This is a genomic window from Actinoplanes lobatus (assembly GCF_014205215.1).
GTDB classification, from domain to species: domain Bacteria; phylum Actinomycetota; class Actinomycetes; order Mycobacteriales; family Micromonosporaceae; genus Actinoplanes; species Actinoplanes lobatus.
In genome coordinates this window covers 9,491,270-9,509,335 of record NZ_JACHNC010000001.1, presented here as the reverse complement: position 1 = coordinate 9,509,335, position 18,066 = coordinate 9,491,270, and the positions used below count along the sequence as shown (strand labels likewise).

The 18,066-nt window shown below is 73.2% G+C and carries 15 protein-coding genes; 7 read left to right on the top strand and 8 right to left on the bottom strand.

Going from position 1 to position 18,066, the window contains the following annotated elements:
- Positions 1–2 precede the first annotated feature (2 nt).
- The 8 genes from BJ964_RS43220 to BJ964_RS43185 form a co-directional block, all read right to left on the bottom strand.
- On the bottom strand, positions 3–1,991 hold the full coding sequence (locus tag BJ964_RS43220) for a response regulator (RefSeq protein WP_188126061.1): 1,989 nt from the start codon (positions 1,989–1,991) through the stop codon (positions 3–5).
- Positions 1,988–3,049, bottom strand: coding sequence for a chemotaxis-specific protein-glutamate methyltransferase CheB (cheB, locus tag BJ964_RS43215; RefSeq protein WP_188126060.1), 1,062 nt, complete (start codon positions 3,047–3,049; stop codon positions 1,988–1,990). Before cheB ends, BJ964_RS43220 begins: the two co-directional genes overlap by 4 nt.
- On the bottom strand, positions 3,046–5,106 hold the full coding sequence (locus BJ964_RS43210; RefSeq protein ID WP_188126059.1) for a hybrid sensor histidine kinase/response regulator: 2,061 nt from the start codon (positions 5,104–5,106) through the stop codon (positions 3,046–3,048). The genes cheB and BJ964_RS43210 overlap by 4 nt, the downstream gene beginning before the upstream one ends.
- Positions 5,106–6,575, bottom strand: a complete 1,470-nt coding sequence (locus tag BJ964_RS43205) for a methyl-accepting chemotaxis protein (RefSeq protein WP_188126058.1) — start codon at positions 6,573–6,575, stop codon at positions 5,106–5,108. Before BJ964_RS43205 ends, BJ964_RS43210 begins: the two co-directional genes overlap by 1 nt.
- Entirely contained in the window at positions 6,572–7,105 is a 534-nt protein-coding gene (locus tag BJ964_RS43200) for a chemotaxis protein CheW (RefSeq protein ID WP_188126057.1), read from the bottom strand. The genes BJ964_RS43205 and BJ964_RS43200 overlap by 4 nt, the downstream gene beginning before the upstream one ends.
- Positions 7,102–8,472, bottom strand: a complete 1,371-nt coding sequence (locus BJ964_RS43195) for a CheR family methyltransferase (RefSeq protein WP_188126056.1) — start codon at positions 8,470–8,472, stop codon at positions 7,102–7,104. The genes BJ964_RS43200 and BJ964_RS43195 overlap by 4 nt, the downstream gene beginning before the upstream one ends.
- A complete protein-coding gene (locus BJ964_RS43190) occupies positions 8,469–8,963 on the bottom strand; it encodes a chemotaxis protein CheW (protein WP_229806808.1) in 495 nt (164 codons plus the stop codon). The genes BJ964_RS43195 and BJ964_RS43190 overlap by 4 nt, the downstream gene beginning before the upstream one ends.
- 139 nt (positions 8,964–9,102) lie before the next feature.
- Positions 9,103–9,456 carry a hypothetical protein gene (locus BJ964_RS43185; protein WP_188126055.1) on the bottom strand — a complete coding sequence of 118 codons (354 nt, stop codon included), beginning with the start codon at positions 9,454–9,456 and terminating at the stop codon, positions 9,103–9,105.
- Positions 9,457–9,757: 301 nt separating this feature from the next.
- Here BJ964_RS43185 and BJ964_RS43180 point away from each other — a divergent pair, with 301 nt between their 5' ends.
- The 7 genes from BJ964_RS43180 to BJ964_RS43150 all read left to right on the top strand — a co-directional run bounded on the left by BJ964_RS43180 (position 9,758) and on the right by BJ964_RS43150 (position 18,051).
- Positions 9,758–10,345: a CAP domain-containing protein gene (locus BJ964_RS43180; RefSeq protein WP_188126054.1), complete on the top strand. Its 588-nt coding sequence runs from the start codon at positions 9,758–9,760 to the stop codon at positions 10,343–10,345.
- Positions 10,346–10,500: 155 nt separating this feature from the next.
- Positions 10,501–11,256: a L,D-transpeptidase family protein gene (locus BJ964_RS43175; RefSeq protein ID WP_229806807.1), complete on the top strand. Its 756-nt coding sequence runs from the start codon at positions 10,501–10,503 to the stop codon at positions 11,254–11,256.
- 174 nt (positions 11,257–11,430) lie between these two features.
- The gene (locus BJ964_RS43170) at positions 11,431–12,102 is read left to right on the top strand and encodes a hypothetical protein (RefSeq protein ID WP_188126053.1); all 672 of its coding nucleotides are present in this window, start codon (positions 11,431–11,433) and stop codon (positions 12,100–12,102) included.
- Positions 12,099–14,705 carry an AAA family ATPase gene (locus BJ964_RS43165; RefSeq protein WP_188126052.1) on the top strand — a complete coding sequence of 869 codons (2,607 nt, stop codon included), beginning with the start codon at positions 12,099–12,101 and terminating at the stop codon, positions 14,703–14,705. Before BJ964_RS43170 ends, BJ964_RS43165 begins: the two co-directional genes overlap by 4 nt.
- Before the next feature lie 193 nt (positions 14,706–14,898).
- Positions 14,899–16,203, top strand: coding sequence for an efflux RND transporter periplasmic adaptor subunit (locus BJ964_RS43160; RefSeq protein ID WP_188126051.1), 1,305 nt, complete (start codon positions 14,899–14,901; stop codon positions 16,201–16,203).
- Positions 16,200–16,880, top strand: coding sequence for an ABC transporter ATP-binding protein (locus BJ964_RS43155; protein ID WP_188126050.1), 681 nt, complete (start codon positions 16,200–16,202; stop codon positions 16,878–16,880). Before BJ964_RS43160 ends, BJ964_RS43155 begins: the two co-directional genes overlap by 4 nt.
- On the top strand, positions 16,867–18,051 hold the full coding sequence (locus BJ964_RS43150) for an ABC transporter permease (RefSeq protein WP_188126049.1): 1,185 nt from the start codon (positions 16,867–16,869) through the stop codon (positions 18,049–18,051). The genes BJ964_RS43155 and BJ964_RS43150 overlap by 14 nt, the downstream gene beginning before the upstream one ends.
- Positions 18,052–18,066: the final 15 nt, after the last annotated feature.

The window sequence follows — 18,066 nt, the reverse complement described above, 5'->3', positions numbered from 1 at the left end:
CCTCAACCGGAGCGGCGCGAGGTCCCGTGCCGCTCCGGTCCATCGGGGCCGGGGGCCGGGGGCAGCGTGAACCAGAAGGTCGCGCCCCGGCCCTCGCCGCTCTCCGCCCAGATCTCCCCGCCGTGCCGCTCCACCGCCCGGTGCACGGTGGTCAGCCCGATCCCGGTGCCCGGGAACTCACCGGCGTCGTGCAGCCGGGCGAACGGGCGGAACAGCTCACCGGCCTGCTCGGCCGGGAACCCGGCGCCGTTGTCGCGGACGAAGTAGCGGCCGTTCTCGCAGCCCACCTCGACGAGCGGCCGCTCGACCTTCCGGCTGAACTTCACCGCGTTGGCGATCAGGTTCTCCAGGACCACCCGGATCAGGCCCTCGTCGGCGTCGGCGACCATCTCCTCGTACACCTGGAAGGTCACCCGCCGGTCCGGCTCCCGGGCCGTGACGTCACCGATCACCTGGCGTGCCGTGGCCGTCAGGTCGAACCGTTCCCGGCGCAGCTCGCCCCGGCTGGCCCGGGCCAGGATCAACAGCGACTCCACCAGGTCGGCCATCCGCAGCGCGGCCGAGTGGATGCGGGTCAGCCGGTGCCGGGTCCGCTCGCCGAGCCGCTCCTCCTCCTCTTCCAGCATGTGCTCGGCGAAACTGCTGATCACCTGCAACGGGCCGCGCAGGTCGTGGGAGACCGAGCCGGAGAACGCCTCCAGCTCCCGGTTGCGCCACTCCAGCTCCTCGACCAGCGCCGCCCGGGTCTCGGCCAGCTGCCTCGCCGCCCGCTCCTCGGTCGCGTCCAGTTCGCGGCGCATCAGCTCCTCGCGGATCCGGCGGGCCTCGTCGTGCGCCTGCTTGCGGCGGATCTGGGCCCGTACGTGCACCCGCAGCCCCTCCGGCACGTCGGCCTGCCGGACGTAGTCGTCGGCGCCCGCGGCCAGGCAGTCCAGCATCCGCTCGTCGTCACCGGTCATCACCAGCGGCGTGTCCCGGACCGTCGGCACGTCGCGCAGCCGCCGGCACGACTCCCGGGCCAGGTCCATGTCGTCGCCGAAGCCGAGCACGATGCAGTCCACCGGCTGGGCGGCGAGCAGCTCCAGGATGTCGTCGACGCCGGTGGCCCGGACGATGTCGTAGCCGTCGGCCCGCAGCGTGTCGGCCCACAGCTCCAGCTCGTCGCGGCCGGCGCTGACGATCAGCACCTTGCCCGGCCCGTGCATCGCGCCGAGCGCCCCGATCGGCAGCTGCTCGGCGGTCTGCCGCAGCACCGCGGACAGCTTGGCCAGCACCACCTTCAGGTCCTGCTGCTTGCGGATGAACGCGTCGGCGCCGGCGTCCAGCGCCTGCATCTCGGTGGCGTAGTCGTCGGCGGCCGTCATCAGCAGGCAGGGGGTGTCGCGCAGCGCCGGGTCGAGGCGGATCCGGCGGATCACCGTGGCGCCGTCCAGGTCCGGCATCACCCCGTCGACGATCACCGCGCTCGGCCGGCGGTCGGCGGCCGTCCGCAGGCCCTCCTCCCCGCCGGCGGCGGTCAGCACGGTGTACCCCTCCGGTTCGAGCAGCCCGCGCAGTTCCTCCCGGAACGTCATGCTGTCGTCGATCACCAGCACGGTGGTCCGGTCACCGTCGTGGTCCGGGAGGTCACCGAGCAACTGCCGGGTACGGGCGACCACGTACCCCGCGTCGTAGGGCTTGCCCACGTACTCGTCGGCGCCGGTGCGCAACCCGGCCAGCCGGTCGGCCACCTCGCTCGCGCTGGACAGCAGCATCGTCACCACCCCGGACCGGCCCGGCGTGTGCCGCAGTTCGGTGAGCAGCTCCAGACCGTCGGCGTCGGGCAGCATCACGTCCAGGACCGCCGCGTCGAACGGCGCCCCGGCGAACGCGAGCCGAGCCTCCGCCCCGGTGGCGCACAGGATGGTGGCGAACCCGTCCTCGGCGAACGCCTCGTGCAGGTCCATCCGTACGGTCAGGCTGTCGTCGACGATCAGCACGGTCGGGGTCATCGGCGCACCGCCGTGGGCTGGAGATCGCCGAGACGGGCCGCCATCCGGCCGGGCGGCAGCACGTGCGCGGCCGCGCCGATCAGCGCCGCCTCCCGGGGCATGCCGTACACCGCGCAGCTGCCCTCGTCCTGGGCGAAGGTGACCGCGCCCCGGCCGCGCATCCCCAGCAGCCCGGCCGCACCGTCCCGGCCCATCCCGGTGAGCAGGCAACCGGCCGCCCGCGGGCCGTACTCCTCGGCCACCGACTCGAACAGCACGTCCACCGACGGGCGGCAGGAGTGCCGGGGCGGCCCGGTGCTGAGCCGCAGCGTCCGGTCGCGGATCAGCAGGTGCCGGTCGGGGGGAGCGAGCAGCACCCGCCCGCCGAGCCGGCCGACCGGGGTGCCGTCGTCGGCGTACCGGATGTCGCGCCCGGTCTGCCCGGCCAGCCAGTCGGAGAAGGCGACCGCGAACTGCTCGCCGGCCGCGATGTGCTGCACGCAGAGCACCGGGACCCGGAAGCCGGCGGGCAGCCCGCGCAGGAACTCGGTGAGCGCTGCGGGACCGCCGGTGGAGGAACCCACCGCCACCAGGCCGAGACCGCCGTGGGGGCCGGGCTCGGGCGTGGGCGCCGGCGACGGCGGGGCGGCGACCCGGCCGTCCAGCCGGGCCCGGGGATGGGTGATCACCCGGATCCGGGAGACCAGCCGCAGCGTGGCCCGCAGCCGCGACGGCCAGTCCGCGTCGGAGTCGTCGCCGCGCGGCTTCTCCATCACCTCGACCGCGCCGGCGGCCAGCGCGTTGTACGTGGTGAACAGCTCCTCCCGGTCGGCCGACGACACCACCAGGATCGGCGTCGGGCACTGCGCCATGATCTGCTCGGTGGCGGCCAGCCCGCTGATCCCGGGCAGCATCATGTCCATCGTGATCACGTCCGGGCGCAGCCGGGCGGTCATCTCCACGGCCCGTTCCCCGTCCGGGGCCTCGCCGACGATCTCCAGGTCCGGGTCCGCGGCGAGCGCCTCCCGCAGGTGGTGCCGCATGGTCAGGGAGTCGTCGACGATGAGCACGCGGGTCATGACCGCACCACCAACCGCCGGATGTGGCCCAGCAACTGCTCCTGGTCGAACTCGCCCTTCTCGACGTAGGCGCCGGCCCCGGCGGCCCGGCCGCGGTCCCGGTCGGCGGCGCTGGCCCGGGAGCTGACCAGGATCGCCGGCACCCCGGCCAGCCGCGGGTCGGCGCGGGTCCGCTCGACGAAGGTGAACCCGTCGATGCCGGGCATGTCGATGTCGGTGAGGAACAGGCCGTACCGGCGGGTGCGGGCCTTCTCCAGGGCCTCCTCCGCGGAGGCGGCCAGATCCACCTCGTACCCGGCCGACTCCAGGATGCTGCGCTCCAGCATCCGGGTGGTGAGCGAGTCGTCGACCACGAGGATCGGCAGCGGGGTGAGGGTGGCCGCCGCCCGCGGGCGGGCTCCGGACAGGCGCCCGCCGGCCACCTCGGCGGCCAGACCGTCCGGGTCCAGCACCAGGCGCGGATTGCCGTCGGCGTCGACCGTGACGCTGCCGACCGCCGGCGACGCCCGGGCCAGTTCCGGCAGCGGGCGGGCGACCAGGGCGGACGTCCCGGCCAGCCGGTCGACGCCGAGCGCGAACAGGCCGGCCTCGCCCTTCACCACGACGGCCGCGCCAATACCGGTGGACCCGGGGGCGGCCGTGCCCGCGTACAGGGCCTCGGCCAGCGGCAGGAACGGGGCCGCGCTGCCGTCGTAGATGATCCGCCCGGTCACCGCGGCGGTGGCGGCGTCCTCGGCGGACAGGCGCACGCAGCCGCGTACGGCGTCCAGCGGCAGGGTGGTCGTCGTGCCGCCGGCCTCCACGTTCAGGCCGGTCATGCTGAGCAGGGCCAGCGGGATCACCAGCTCCACGCAGGCGCCGGCGCCCGGGGTGCTGCGTACCCGTACGTCGCCGCGCAGCCGGGCCGCCACCTCGCGGACCGCGTCCATGCCGATGGCCCGCCCGGCCACCTCGGTCACCGACGGCGAGGTGCTGATCCCGCCGCGCAGCACCAGGTCGAGCAGGCCGGCGTCGTCCGGCGGCCCGGCGCCGGACGGCAGCAGGCCCCGGTCGCGGGCGGTGTCGCGCAGCGCGTCCAGATCGAAGCCGCGCCCGTCGTCGAGGCACCGGAACGCCGCGTGCCGCCCGCGCCGCTCCACCTCGACGGTGACCGTCCCCTCGGCCGGTTTGCCCGCCGCCAGCCGCAGCGGCTCCGGTTCGATGCCGTGCACCACCGCGTTGCGCACCAGGTGCAGGAAGGCGCCGCTGACCGGGCCGAGCAGGTGCGCGCCCATCCGGATCCCGGCGCCCCGGGCCTCGAACCGGACCCGCTTGCCCTCGGCGTCGGCGGCGTCGCGGACCGCCCGGCGCAAGGCGGTGAACATCGAACCGGCCGGCACCAGCCGCAGCCCCTCCGCTCTGGCCCGGACCTCGTCCAGCTCCCGCTGGATCTGGTCGACCGCGTCGGTGAACCGGCGGCCGGCCGCCCCCAGCTCGCCGGCCAGCCGCTCGGCCGCCGCCCGGGCCGTCGCCGGGGTGGTGGTACGGCCGACCCGCAGCTGGTCGGCGAGTACCTCCGCGGACCGGTGCAGCCGGTCCACGGTGGCGCAGCCGGTACGCAGCGGCGCCATCCGGGCGGTGGTCTCCCCGATGGCGTCGAGCAGCTCGTCCAGGTCGGCGGTGGCCGCCCGCGGGTTCGCCACCACCTCGGCCGGGGCCGGTGGCGGCTCGTCCGGCTCGCGGTCCACCGGTGGCTTCGGCCGGTCCTCGAGCTCCACCACCCGCGCGGTGATCTCGTCGTTGAGCCGCAGCAGCTCCCGCATCGCGTCGGCGGCCGGCGGCACGTCCGCGCCCCGGTACGGGATCAGCACCTCCTCGAGGGCGTGCGCGTGGTCGGCGATCTCCTTCTGCTTGACCACCCGGGCCGCGCCCTTGAGGGTGTGCGCCACCCGCAGCAGCCGGGCCACCGGTTCGGGACCGCCGCCCTGGTCCAGGTCGAGGACGCCGGCGCTGATCTGGTCGACCAGTTCCCGCGCCTCGATCCGGAAATAGCGCAGCGGATCCTTGCCCTCGGCCATCAGTGGCGCCCGGTCCCGACGAGGTTCAGCAGGTCACCGGAGAGCGTGGAGAGGTGCGCCGCGGTCTGCTTGGTCTGCACGGCGCTCGCCTCGGTCTCCCGGGACACCCGGGCGGTCTCCGACGCGGCGATGTTGACCTGCTCCACCGCGGTGGTCTGCTGCTTGGTGGACAGTTCGATCTCGCGGGTGGCGTCGTTGGTGGTGGAGACCAGCCGGGCGATCTGCCGGAACGAGTCGGTGGCGTCGTCGAACTGCCGGGCCCCGGTGTCCACCGCCTTCGACCCGATCTCGGTGGCCATCACCGTGGTGTTGACCGCGCCGCGGACGTCCTCGATCAGCGCCCGGATCTCCTTGGCCGACGCCGCGGTCCGGTCCGCCAGCTTGCGGATCTCCTCGGCCACCACGGCGAACCGGCGGCCCCACTCGCCGGCGCCGCTGGCCTCGATGGTGGCGTTGATGGCCAGGATGTTGGTCTGTTCGGCCAGCTCCGACACCAGGTCCACGACCAGCCCGATCTGCTGCGACTTCTCGCCGAGCGCCAGCATGTGCTGGACGATCTGGTCGACCTGGGTGCGGATCGCGGTGATCGAGGCCCGGGTCTGGTCGATGGTGGCGTCCCCGGCGCGGGCCGCCGCCTCGGTCTCCTCGGCGATCTTGGAGACCCGCTGGGCGGTGTCCGCGATCTGCCGCGAGGTGATCAGCAGCTCGCTGATCGTCGTGGTGATCTCGCTCATCGCGCTGGCCTGGTCGCGGCCGCCGTTGACCTGCTGCGCGGCGGCGGCCTCCAGCTGGGCCGAGGAGCTCTGGATGTGCCCCACCGCGGTGCCCACCTCGCGGCGCAGTTCGCGGTTGAGCCGCAGGGCCACCAGCACGGCGCTGAGCGTGGTGAGCAGGCCCAGCCCGACGATCAGCACGATGGCCTGTTCGGCCCGGTCCGACGCTGCCCGGCGGTCGGCGCCGACGCTCACCCGGACCCGGTCGGTCACGTCGGCGAGCGCGGCCTCCAGCTGCTCGCGGGCCGGTACGGCCAGGGAGTCGTTGAGCCGGGTGATGGCCGGGATGTCGGCGTTCTGGGCGCGGGCCCGCATCACCTCGGCGGCCGCCGCCGCGTGCTTGTCGTCGAGGGCGGCGACCCGGTCCAGGGCCTGGCGGGTCGGCGTGTCGGTGACGTGGGCGCGCAGCACGTCGAGGCGCTGCCGGAACCGCTGGTGGTTCTCCTCGGTGAGCTGGGCGTTCTCGCCCGACGCGTCCAGCAGGTAGGCCCGGTAGTCCGCGATCCGCGCCTCCATGGTCCGGCTCAGGTTCTCCGCGCCGGTCAGGTCGTCGGTCGCCGCCGAGATGGCGTCGTCCTTCGCGCTGACCACGACGACCAGGGCCACCACTGCGGTGGCGACCGAGAGCAGGGTGAGCATGACGGTGATGACGACACCGACCGCCAGCTTGCCGCCGTACGTACGTCCGGACGTCATCGGACCTCCTCGGGGACGGACTGGTGCCCGGTCAGGCGGTGGACGAGTTCCCGGACGGCCGGCAGGTCGACGATCGGCCGGTGGCCGTCCGGCAGCCGCACCATCCCGTGCAGGCAGCCGGGCGGGCCGCCGCCGCCGCCGAGACCCTCGACCACGTCGGTGAGCGGCACCCGCAGATGCCGGTCGAGCTCATGGAAGGCGAGCGCCAGCGGCGGTGTGCCGTTGGCGAGCAGCAGCCAGCGGGGCCGCCGGGGGACCGGGTGGCCGAGCAGCGCCGCCAGGTCGTAGACCGGGACCACCGTGCCGGCGAACCCGGCCACCCCGAGCAGCGCCCGGACCTCGGTGGGCAGCGGCGTCACCGGCCGGTCCGGGTGCACCCCGGACGCCTCGGCGAGCCGCAGCGCGTACGGCCGGTCACCGGCGCTGACCGCGAGCAGCTCGACGGTCCCGCACTCGAGGACGCGGGCCGGTTCGCCGAACGACCGGTCGAACTCCTCGCGCAACCGGGCCACCCGGCCGGCCACCGTCATCGCCGCACCTCGCACGCCTCCAGCTCGGTACGGCACAGGGTGGTCAGCGTCAGCCGCCCGAACCCGCCGCCGAACAGCACGACCCGCTCCTCGTCCTCGTGGGGCAGCAGCTCCAGCGCCGGCGCCAGGTGCGCGGCCGCGCCCCGGTGGTCGCCGTGCCGCCGGGCCAGCAGCCCCATCCGCAGCCGGGGCATGGCGAAATCCGGATCCAGGTACGCCGCCAGCCGGTACTGCCCGGCCGCCTGCTCCGCGCAGTCCAGTTCGTGGCAGACGCCGAGCAGGTGGTGCGCGTCCGGCTGCGGCCCGCCCTGGTCGATCAGCCGGTGCGCGGTGTCCCGGGCCTCGGCGACCCGGCCGAGCTGGGCCAGCAGCACCCCGCGTAGCAGCATGTCGTCCGGGCCGAGCAGGTCGAGGGCCTCGGCGAACCGGTCGTCGCGCAACAGCCCGAGGGCCCGTGACCGGTTGCCGGCGGCGGGCGCCGGGCTGTCCGGCGGAGGTTCGCGGGCCGGGGCCGGCGCGGGTTCCGGCGCCGGTACGGGCGGGGCGGCGGACTGCCGGCGGTAGTAGACGGTGCCGCCGTCGTGGCACGGCTCCAGGCCCTTCGGGTGGCTGCCGAGCGAGTCGGTGTGCCCGAGGAACAGGTAGCCGCCGTCGGTCAGCGCCCGGGTCATCCGGCGCACCAGGCCGTCCGCGACCTCCCCGGTCAGGTACATCAGCAGATTGCGGCAGAAGATCACGTCGTAGCGGGCCGGGTGCCACAGCTGCGGGTCGTCGCCGGCCACGTTGTGCTCGACGAACCGCACCGTCGCCGCGATGTCCGGGTGCACCCGGAACAACCCGTCGCCGGTATCCCGGAACCAGCGCCGTCGTACCTCCTCGGGGGTGTCCCGCAGCGACCAGGGGGAGTAGGTCGCGGCATGGGCCCGGTGCAGCATCTCCCGGTTGGCGTCGACGCCGAGGACCGAGATGATCCAGTCCGGGGTGGGGCGGGCCGGCCAGGCGGTGATGGCCAGGGAGTACGCCTCCTCGCCGGACGAGCAGCCCACCGAGAACAGCCGCAGCACCCGCTGCCCGGCCCGCTTGCCGATCAGCTCCGGCAGCGCCGTGTCCCGCAGCACCCGGAACTGGTCGCCGTGCCGGAAGAAGTAGGTCTCGGTGATGCTCAGCGCCTGCGCCAGCTCGGCGATCTCCGCGGTCCAGCGGCGGCCGGCCAGCCGGTCCAGGTACTCCCGGTCGGTCAGCCCGTGCGCCTTCGCCCGTGCGGCCAGCACGGCGGCGGTCTGTCCCGGGTCGTTGTCGGCGAACGTCCATCCCAGCCGCCGCTGCAACAGCTCCCGGAACCGGGTCAGCGACAGCGCCCCGATCATGGGACCGGCTCCGGTGCGTGCCCGGCGGCCTCCCACACCGCGTCCGGCACGGCACGAAAGTCGCGCAACAGCAGCAGCGGATCGGCGCCGATCGTGCCGACCCCCGCGACCAGCGCCCGGGCGACGCCGGTGACCAGCGCCGACGGCCCCTCCGGCGGGGACACCCGGATCTCCTGGACACCGAGCACCGGCCCGGTGGCGCAGGCGACCGGGCCCCGTCCGGCCCGCACCGCCACATACCGCTCGATCCGGCCGTCGGCGCCGGTGAGCAGCCGGGTCACGTCGAGCACCGGCGCCGGTTCGCCGCGCAGGACGGTCAGGCCGCGGACCCAGGGCGGGGTTCCGGCGATCGGCATGGTCTCCAGCGGCCGCATGGTCTCGGCGACCTCGTCCAGCGGCAGCGCGCAGAAGAGGGGCCCGGCCCGGAAGATCAGGGCGAGGACTCCGGCGTCCAGCGCCGGGGCCGATGCTTCGCCGTGCCGCCCTTCCACGACTCAAGGCTAGCGAGGTTTTTGTGAGCTTCACTCACCTTGCCAACCCTTTACAAGCATTTTTCCTGGTACGGGCGGAGCGGTGTTCTTCGGCCGGTCCCGGCGTGCGGCCGCCCTCCGTACGCCGGGACCGGCCTGCTCAGGCGCTGCCGTCCGGTCCCCGGAACCGCAACGACAGCGGCGGGTCCTCGGCGGCGTGCCGTGGGGCGGAGTACCCGGACCAGGGCACCCCGTAGCCGGGCACCGGCCGTCCGGCGACCGGCAGGTCGGACCGCTGGGCCGCGGTGATCCGCCGGGTGACCGCGTCGGCCAGCGGATCCGGCGCCGGGGCGGGCTGGTCGTGCGCCACCTCGGGCCAGCCGGCCGGGATCGGCCCGGCCACCGGCCTGTGCCGGCCCGGCTCACCGGCCGGCCGGTCCCGGCGGCCGAGGCGGCGGACGACGACCTGGACGATCGCGGTGGCACGGAGCATGTCCAGGTATCGATTGCGCACCGCGAAACCGTAGCGACGGGGCACGCCCGGCCGGGACCCTCCGGGTGGTCGGCAACAACGCCTGAGTGGATTACCCCGGTAGAAGGAAGAATGCCGGAATCCTGTGCGGCTGTGCGATGGATGTGCTTTCCGATTCTCGGCGTCTGCGCAGCTCAGTGAGGTTCCGCGGGTTCGGGCGGGCGCCGGTGGCGCTCCGGTGGCGCAAACGGCGCAGTGACCGGCGATCGGCTACCGGAGTTGGTCATCCGGGCGAGCGCCCCGGAACGGCCGGAGCGCACGGAGACGAGGGGGTCGACGGGGTATGTGGAAACCTTCGGTGGTGCTCGGTGTGGGCGCCTTGGCGCTGGTCGCGGGAGGATTCGCCGCTCGGGCGCCGGTGTCCGTGCCCGCCGCCGTCTCGTACGGGGAGACGGTCTCCGGGCGGGTCGCCGCCCCGGCCGGTGACCCGATCTCGGGGTCCCGGACCGTGGTCACCGCGGCGTCGGTCTCGTCCAGTCCGCAGGCCCCGGTGCAGCAGCAGGTCCTGGCGTTGGCCAACCAGCACCGGCGGGCCGCCGGCTGCGAGCCGCTCAGTCTGGACCGCCGGCTGATCGAGGCGGCCAACCGGCACGCCGCCGACATGGCCAGGCGCGGCTACTTCGACCACGAGTCACCGCGCGGCGAGATGGCCGGAACGCGGGTGACCGACGCGGGCTACGTGTGGAGCCGCTACGGGGAGAACATCGCCCGGGGGCAGGACAGCCCGTACCGGGTGGTGAACGACTGGATGGAGAGCCCCGGCCACCGGCGCAACATCCTGGACTGCCGCCTCGACCAGACGGGGGTGGGCCTGGCGCTGTCGTCCGGCGGGACCCCGTACTGGGTGCAGGAGCTCGCCACTCCCCGTTGATGATCCGCTGACTCCCCGGAGCGGGGTTCGCCTTTAGCGGGCATGGCCGTGTGCCGATGGCATACCGGTTTCATGTCACCGTCCTTCCCCACAGGTCACAGGTGGGACGGCTGTGCTTCTATGTGCGGACACCACATCCCTGGGGAGGGATCAGATTGGCAACGAGACGGGTTTCCGCCCGCCTCACCGGGGCCGTTTTGGCGGCTCTGGTGGGTGGCGGTCTCGGCGCTGTCGCGCTGACGCCGGCGAGTGCCGGTGCGGCCGTGCCGGCGGCCGTGGCCGTGACCACGTCGGTGGTCACGAAGGCGGCTGCCGCGTCGTGCGCGACCGGCAAGTACCAGAAACAGGTCGAGGGCTACCTCAAGCAGCTGGGCGGGTACGGCACGGTCACGGTCGACGGTAAGCAGTCCGCCGCCGACTGTGCCGCGATCGTGAAGTTCCAGAAGCGGTTCGGTATCCAGCCGGCCAAGGGGCTCGCCGGCCCGACCACCTACGACGTCGCCAAGCGACTGGCGGCGACGAAGACGTCGGCCTGCAAGCCGAAGAAGAAGGGCATCACCTTCTGCGTCGATCTGACCAACCAGACGACGTGGGTGATGAAGAACGGGAAGCTGCACACCAAGCCGACCGTCACCCGTACCGGGTACGCGGGATACCGCACCCCGGCGGGCACCTTCTCGATCAACAAGCGGACGAAGAAGGAGTGGTCCGACCCGTACGACGTGTGGCTGCCGTACTGGCAGCGCTTCATCGGCGGGCGGGGCTTCCACCAGACCACGACCTACATCCACGACAAGTGGCGCGGGTCGCACGGCTGCGTGAACCTGCTGGAGTCCGACGCCAAGCTGTACTACAGCATCGGCAAGATCGGTATGACGGTGAAGGTGTTCGGGCGCCGTCCCGGCACCTGATCCCTCGTCCGAACCGTGGAACGGGCCGCTTCCGTAGGGAGCGGCCCGTTTCTGCGATGGCCTGGGCGGATCCGCCTGATCTTGCTGATGAAGCTGAATTCCGAATAGCGTTTTCGTAACAATTTCGGGGGACACTGCGGGGACGGACTCACCCGTCAGGCAGTGGAGCCGCCCATGCTGAAACGAGCGACCTCTCTTCCAGCGGCGGCCGTCGCCGCCCTGACCCTTTTCGCCGGATGTGGGACCTCCGAGTTCACCTACGTGAAGAACTCGGGCGACCAGACCTACTTCAAGGTGCCGCACGAGTGGCACGAGGTCGGCACCAAGTCGCTCGACGACGCGCTGACCGGGCTCAACTCCGACTCGGCCGCCGCGGGCCTGCGCCAGCGGCTGTGGTGGTCGGTCGCGTACGACGCCTCCGCGGACCCGAACGCCGAGCACCTGATGACCGCCGGCGTCACCACCGAGCCGATCCTGTACGCGCGTGTCGCCCAGACCACCGAGGCGCAACGGGACACGATCTCGCTCGACATCCTGCGCAACTTCTTCCTCCCGGTCACCGAGGAAGCCCGCGAGTCGGTCGCCCAGACCACCACCCTGACCGGGTTCGAGCTGCTCCAGGACGAGGTGCTCACCCCGGAGAACGGGCTGCACGGGATCCGCGTCGTCTACAACTACGACCTCGGGCTCGGCGTCCTGCACACCTTCGACCAGACCGCCCTGGTGAACAACGACGGCAGCAAGCTCTACCTGCTGCTGATCCGGTGCACCACGAGCTGCTACGCCGAGCGGTCCGGCGAACTCGACACGATCGCCACCTCCTTCACGGTGAGGAGTGACAAATGACCGCTCCCATCGGCCACCCGGTCGAAGGCCTGCGCCCACCGGACGAGGGCCCCGGCGAACAGGTCCGCCCCACCCGCAAGCGGCTGCCGTTCTGGGACCGGATCAAGTTCCTGCTGCTCTTCGTCGTGGTGTGGTTCGCCCTGGTCTGGGCCGCGATGGCGGACAACCCGATCCTGCCGTTCGAGGACGCGATGCGCGAGCTCGCGGCCACCGGCAAGGGCATCACCGTGGTGGTGCTGTTCGGCATCGAGGTGCTGCGCCAGATCCACTTCCTGATCAGTGAGCACTCGGCCGGCTACCACCGGCTGTGGACCAAGGGCATCTTCGGCGGCTTCGAGCGGCTCACCCACCGGATGTTCTCCGACTGGACCCGCTTCCGGCTGGTCCGCATCTTCAAGTGGCTGCTCTTCATCGGCCTGGTGTCGCTGGTGCTCGCGTCCGTGCTGGACACCTCGCCGGCCCTCGCCCTCTTCGAGCTGCCCGCCCTGCTGTGGGCCGCCGCGCCGATGTTCCTCCAGGTCATCTTCATCCTGTTCATCGCGGTCGGCCAGTTCGTCGCGATCTTCTGGTTCCTGTCCCGGGGCGGCGTCGAGGTCTACTACCCGGACGACGTGAAGACCCGGTTCACCGACGTGTGGGGCCAGGACCACGTGCTGGAGCGCGTCAAGGAGAACATCGTCTACCTGGAGAACCCGGAGGCCATCGAGGCCAAGGGCGGGTACGTTCCCGGCGGCATCCTGCTCTGGGGCCCGCCCGGCACCGGCAAGACGCTGATGGCCGAGGCGGTGGCGGGCGAGACCGGCAAGCCGTACGTGTTCGTCGACCCGGGCGCCTTCATCAACATGTTCTTCGGCGTCGGCGTGCTCAAGGTCAAGTCGCTCTTCCGCAAGCTGCGCAAACTCGCGCTCCGCTACGGCGGCGTGATCGTCTTCCTCGACGAGGCCGACTCGCTCGGCAACCGCGGCGCCCTCGCCCAGGGCGGGCCCGGCTTCCCGCGCGGCGGCATGACCCCCGCGCCGTTCGCCGACGGCTGCCAGGGCTTCACCTACCTGTCCGGCGACTCGCGGCTGCTGCTCACCCGCGAGGCCATGCGGCACGACCTCCCCGAAACCCGCAAAACCAAGATGATGTACGGCGGGGGCATGGGCGGTGGCGGCGGCATGGGCACGCTGGAAGCCCTGCTCACCGAGTTGTCCGGGCTGAAGAAGCCGCGCGGCTTCATCAACCGGCACGTCCGCCGGGCGCTCGGCATGCGGCCCAAGCCGCCGCCCAAGTACCGGATCCTCGTCATGATGGCCACCAACCTGCCCGAGGCCCTCGACGAGGCGCTGCTGCGGCCCGGCCGGATCGACCGCATCTACAAGGTCGGCTACCCCACCAAGGCCGGGCGGGTGCGCACCTATCAGGGCTATCTGGACAAGGTGCAGCACGAGCTGACCGAGGAGCAGATCGACAAACTGGCCACGATCACCCCGTACGCGACCGGCGCCACCATCAAGGACACCGTCAACGAGGCGCTGATCACCGCCATCCGCCACGGCCGGGACACCATCACCTGGCGGGACATCATCCGCGCCAAACAGCTCAAGGAACTCGGCCCGGCGGAGAACGTCGAGTACATCGAACGGGAACGGCACGCCGTCGCGGTGCACGAGGCCTGTCACGCCGTCATCGCCTACCGCACCCGGCACCACCTCGAGATCGACATCGCGACCATCGAGAAGGGCAGCGGCTACCTCGGCATGGTCGCCAGCATCCCGCCGGAGGACCAGTTCACCACCTGGCGCAGCCACTACGAGTCGGACATCTACGTGTCGCTCGCCTCCCTCGCCGGGGAACGCATGTTCTTCGACGGCGACAGCTCCTCCGGCGTCTCCGGCGACCTCGAGTCGGCGACCGCGGTGGCCACCCACATGGAGGGCGTCTGGGGCATGGGCTCCACCGTGTCGTCGTACTCCTACTCCAGCCGCCTCGGCACCGGCACCCCCGGCGGTCCCGGCAAGGGCGAGAAGCCCGAGATCAGCGCCCGCCGCGCGCTGGCCGACCGGATCGAGGACAACCTCGGCGAGATGCTGCGGCGCACCGCCGCGCTGCTCGAGGAGAACCGGCGGGAGGTGCTCGCCCTGGCGCACGCCCTGGAGACGCACAAGACCCTCACCGGCGAGGACGTCATCGCCGTCCTGGAGGGCCGGCCGGGCCCGCTGATCGACGGTTCGGTCTACGCCGACGCCGAGTTCATCGCCGAGCTGGAGGAGTACCACCGGGCCGCGCTCGCCGCGCACCGCGACCACGGCGGGGTCCCCGTCGCGTTGCCGTCCCGGCCGGGCGCCGAACCCGTCCCGGAGCCGATCGCCGTCCCGGAACCCGCCCCGGTCCCGGCCACCACCGTCGCGCCCGGCGCCGCCCCGGACCCGTCCATCTGGCGCCGCCCCGAACCGCCCTCCACCAACGGCGCCGCCCCGGAGCCCGGCTCCCCGGACGGCGCGGCCCCGGCGGCCTCCGATCCGGTCGACGGCGCGGCGCCGGAGAACGGGGCCGCTCCACCGCCCCCGGTCAACGGCGCCATCCCCACCCAGCGGGACCCGGACCGGGCGGATCCGTGAACCGGCGACCGCCGGACGAGATCATCCCCCGCAGCGGCCCCACGGCCCGGTGTGGGCAGACGATCGCCCCCCTGGACGATCGGGTGCGCGTAGCCCGTACGAGAGAAAGGTTTTGATATCTCGGGGAAAGCCGGCGGCGCGTTCTCGGCATAGAGTGGCCTCTGTGTCTCGCGCCCGCTCACGTGCCGTGATCATGTCTCTCGGTGTCCTGCTCCTGTCGCAGACCGGCGCCGCCTGCGACAACGAGGCGAGCGCCGTCCGGCTGGGGTCCGCCGAGGTCGGGACGGTCGACGAGATCGTCGAGGCCCCCGGGACGGTGACCGCCCGGACCGCCGCGACGCTGACCGCCCCGGCCGCCGGCACGCTGCGTGAGCTGCTCGCCGAGCCGGGGGAGCGGGTGGCGAAGGGCGACGTGCTCGCCGTCATCGACTCGCCGGAGCTGGAGCGGCGGCGGGACGCGGCGCGGGAGGCCCTCGACCAGGCGCCGTCCGGAGGGAGCGTCCCGGTCGGCGGCACCGCGGAGTTCACGGCCGTGCGGAAACGGACCGACAGGCAGGCGGCGGCCGCGTTCGAGCAGGCCCGGGACGCGGCCGGGCAGATCGCGGACCCGGGGGTGCGTGCGGCGCTGCTGCGGCAGGTGGACGCCGCCGAGAACCAGTACGAGACGGCGTCGGCCGCCTCGGCCGCGGCGCTGCGATCCGTGCAGCGCGGTGTGGCGTCGCTCGGGCGGGCCATGGGCTCGCTCGCCGCGGCGCAGCGGATGCAGGCTGAGCAGGCGTACCAGCTGGCCGACGCGGCCGTCGACGCCCTCACTCTGAAAGCCCCGGTCGCCGGGGTCGTCCAGTACGGCGGGCCACCCCCGGCCGGCGGCAGCGGCTCCCTGGCCGGGCTGCTGGAGAGCGGCCAGGTCCCGCAGACCACCGGGACCGTGTCGTCCGGTGTGGACGCAGCCGTGCCGGAGGGCGGCTACGTGGCCGCCGGCACCCCTGTGATCACCGTGGTCGACACCGGCCGGCTCGGGCTCTCCGCCGAGGTCGACGAGACCGACGTGCTGCTGGTCGAGGACGGCGTCGAGGCGGAGGTGGAGCTCGACGCCGCGCCCGGCGCCCGCTACCCGGCCACCGTCCGCGCCGTCGACCTGCTGCCCACCACCTCGGCCCGCGGCGGCGTCTCCTACCGGGTCCGCCTGGAACTCGCCGAGGGCCGGTACCCGGACAGCGGCGAGACCGCGCCCGTCCCACGCCCCGGGATGAGCGCCGTGATCCGTCTCAAGGTGCGGCAGGCGGCCGGAGCGGTCACCGTGCCCGCCTCGGCGGTGGTCGCCGCCGACGGCCGGGACACCGTCTGGACGGTGCGCGACGGGAGGTACACCGCCGTCCCGGTGCGGCTCGGCGTCCAGGGCGAGGACGTCGTGCAGGTCCTGTCCGGCGTCCGCGCGGGGGAGCGGGTGGTGATCGCCGGCGCCGACCAGGTGAGCGCCGGGGACGAGGTGCCGTGACCACCCCGGCCATCGTCGCCCAGGACGTGAGCCGCACCTACCAGCTCGACGGCCTGTCGGTGCCGGCGCTGCGCGGCGTGTCCCTCACCGTCGAACCCGGCGACTACGTGGCCATCGTCGGCACCTCCGGCTCCGGCAAGTCGACACTCATGCACCTGCTCGGCGGCCTGGACCGGCCCACCGGCGGCACCCTGCTGATCGGCGGCCGCGACGTCGCCCGGCTCACCCCCAACGAGCTCGCCGAACTGCGCAACACCACGATCGGGTTCGTCTTCCAGTCGTTCCACCTGCTCGCCCGTACCACCGCCCAGGACAACGTCGGCCTGCCGCTGGTCTACCGCGGCATCGGCCGGCGCGAACGCCGGGACCGCGCCGCCGCCATGCTCGAACGCGTCGGCCTCGCCCACCGGATCACCCACCGGCCCAACCAGATGTCCGGCGGGGAACAGCAGCGCGTCGCCATCGCCCGGGCCCTGGTCACCGGGCCGTCGGTGCTGCTCGCCGACGAACCCACCGGCAACCTCGACTCGGCCACCGGCCAGTCCGTCCTCGCCCTGCTCGAATCGCTCAACGACGACGGCGTGGCGATCGTGCTGGTCACCCACGACCGGGAGGTCGCGGCCCGGGCCCGGCGGCAGATCGTGATGAAGGACGGGCTGATCAGTGCGACTCGCTGAGGCGTGGCGGGTCGCCCTCGACGCGCTGCGCGCCAACCGGCTGCGCAGCCTGCTCACCATGCTCGGCGTGGTCATCGGGGTGGCCGCCGTCGTCGCCCTGGTCGCCATCGGCACCGGCACCAAGGAACAGATCGAGCGCCAGGTCGAAGGGCTCGGCTCCAACCTGCTGCTGGTCGTGCCCGGCCGGATCGAGGCGGGCTCGGCGCCCACGTCCTCGCCGCTCACCCTCGACGACATCGACGCGATCAACCGGGTGGTCGGCGATCGGACGCGGGTCGCGGTCACCATCGCCTCCGGCGAGACGGTACGCGCCGGCTCGCGCACCCGCTTCTCCAGCATGCAGGGCGTCCTCGAGACCACGCCGACCGTCTTCGTCCGCCGCCTCGACCGGGGCAGCTACCTGACCAGGACCGATGTGAGCACCGGCCGCCGGGTCGCGGTGCTCGGCGCCGGGACGGCCCGGGACCTGTTCGGCGACCGGGACCCGATCGGCCGGCAGATCACCATCGGCGGGGTCCGGTTCCGGGTGATCGGGGTGTTCGAGCCGCTCGGGCAGAGCCTCGGCGTCGACCGGGACGGCGAGGTGCACGTACCGGTCACCGCCGCGCAGCGCCTGCTCGGCACCGAACGCATCGACGGCATCGCGATCCGCGCCCCCGACCGGGAACGCATCGGCGAACTCTCCGACGCCGTCGTCGCGACACTCGCCGAACGGCACCCGGACACCGACTTCTCCGCGGTCACCCAGGAGCAGATCCTCGGCGTGCTCGGCGACATCCTCGGAGTGCTCACCGGGGTGCTCGCCGCCATCGCCGGGATCAGCCTGCTCGTCGGCGGCGTCGGCGTCTCCAACATCATGCTCGTCTCGGTGCGCGAGCGGACGAAGGAGATCGGCCTGCGCAAGGCGGTCGGCGCCCGGCCCCGCGACATCGGCGTCCAGTTCCTCCTCGAAGCGGTGCTGCTCACCACCACCGGCGGCGTGCTCGGCATGCTGCTGGGCGGCTCCGCGGCCCTGCTCGTCGACCGGCTCAGCCCGGTCCCGGCCGCCCTGACCTGGTGGTCCATGGCACTGGCCTTCGGGGTTTCGGCCGCCGTCGGGATCATCTTCGGGGTGGTGCCGGCGCAGCGGGCCGGCCGGCTCGACCCGGTCGTCGCCCTGCGTACCGAATAACCCCTCAGGTCACCG

Coding starts and splice junctions, on each gene's coding strand:
- BJ964_RS43170 (WP_188126053.1), top strand. CDS start 11,431: ATGCTGAAACGAGCGACCTCTCTTCCAGCGGCGGCCGTCGCCGCCCTG.
- BJ964_RS43220 (WP_188126061.1), bottom strand. CDS start 1,991: ATGACCCCGACCGTGCTGATCGTCGACGACAGCCTGACCGTACGGATG.
- BJ964_RS43180 (WP_188126054.1), top strand. CDS start 9,758: ATGTGGAAACCTTCGGTGGTGCTCGGTGTGGGCGCCTTGGCGCTGGTC.
- BJ964_RS43210 (WP_188126059.1), bottom strand. CDS start 5,106: ATGGCCGAGGGCAAGGATCCGCTGCGCTATTTCCGGATCGAGGCGCGG.
- BJ964_RS43165 (WP_188126052.1), top strand. CDS start 12,099: ATGACCGCTCCCATCGGCCACCCGGTCGAAGGCCTGCGCCCACCGGAC.
- BJ964_RS43200 (WP_188126057.1), bottom strand. CDS start 7,105: ATGACGGTGGCCGGCCGGGTGGCCCGGTTGCGCGAGGAGTTCGACCGG.
- cheB (WP_188126060.1), bottom strand. CDS start 3,049: ATGACCCGCGTGCTCATCGTCGACGACTCCCTGACCATGCGGCACCAC.
- BJ964_RS43195 (WP_188126056.1), bottom strand. CDS start 8,472: ATGATCGGGGCGCTGTCGCTGACCCGGTTCCGGGAGCTGTTGCAGCGG.
- BJ964_RS43205 (WP_188126058.1), bottom strand. CDS start 6,575: ATGACGTCCGGACGTACGTACGGCGGCAAGCTGGCGGTCGGTGTCGTC.
- BJ964_RS43160 (WP_188126051.1), top strand. CDS start 14,899: ATGTCTCTCGGTGTCCTGCTCCTGTCGCAGACCGGCGCCGCCTGCGAC.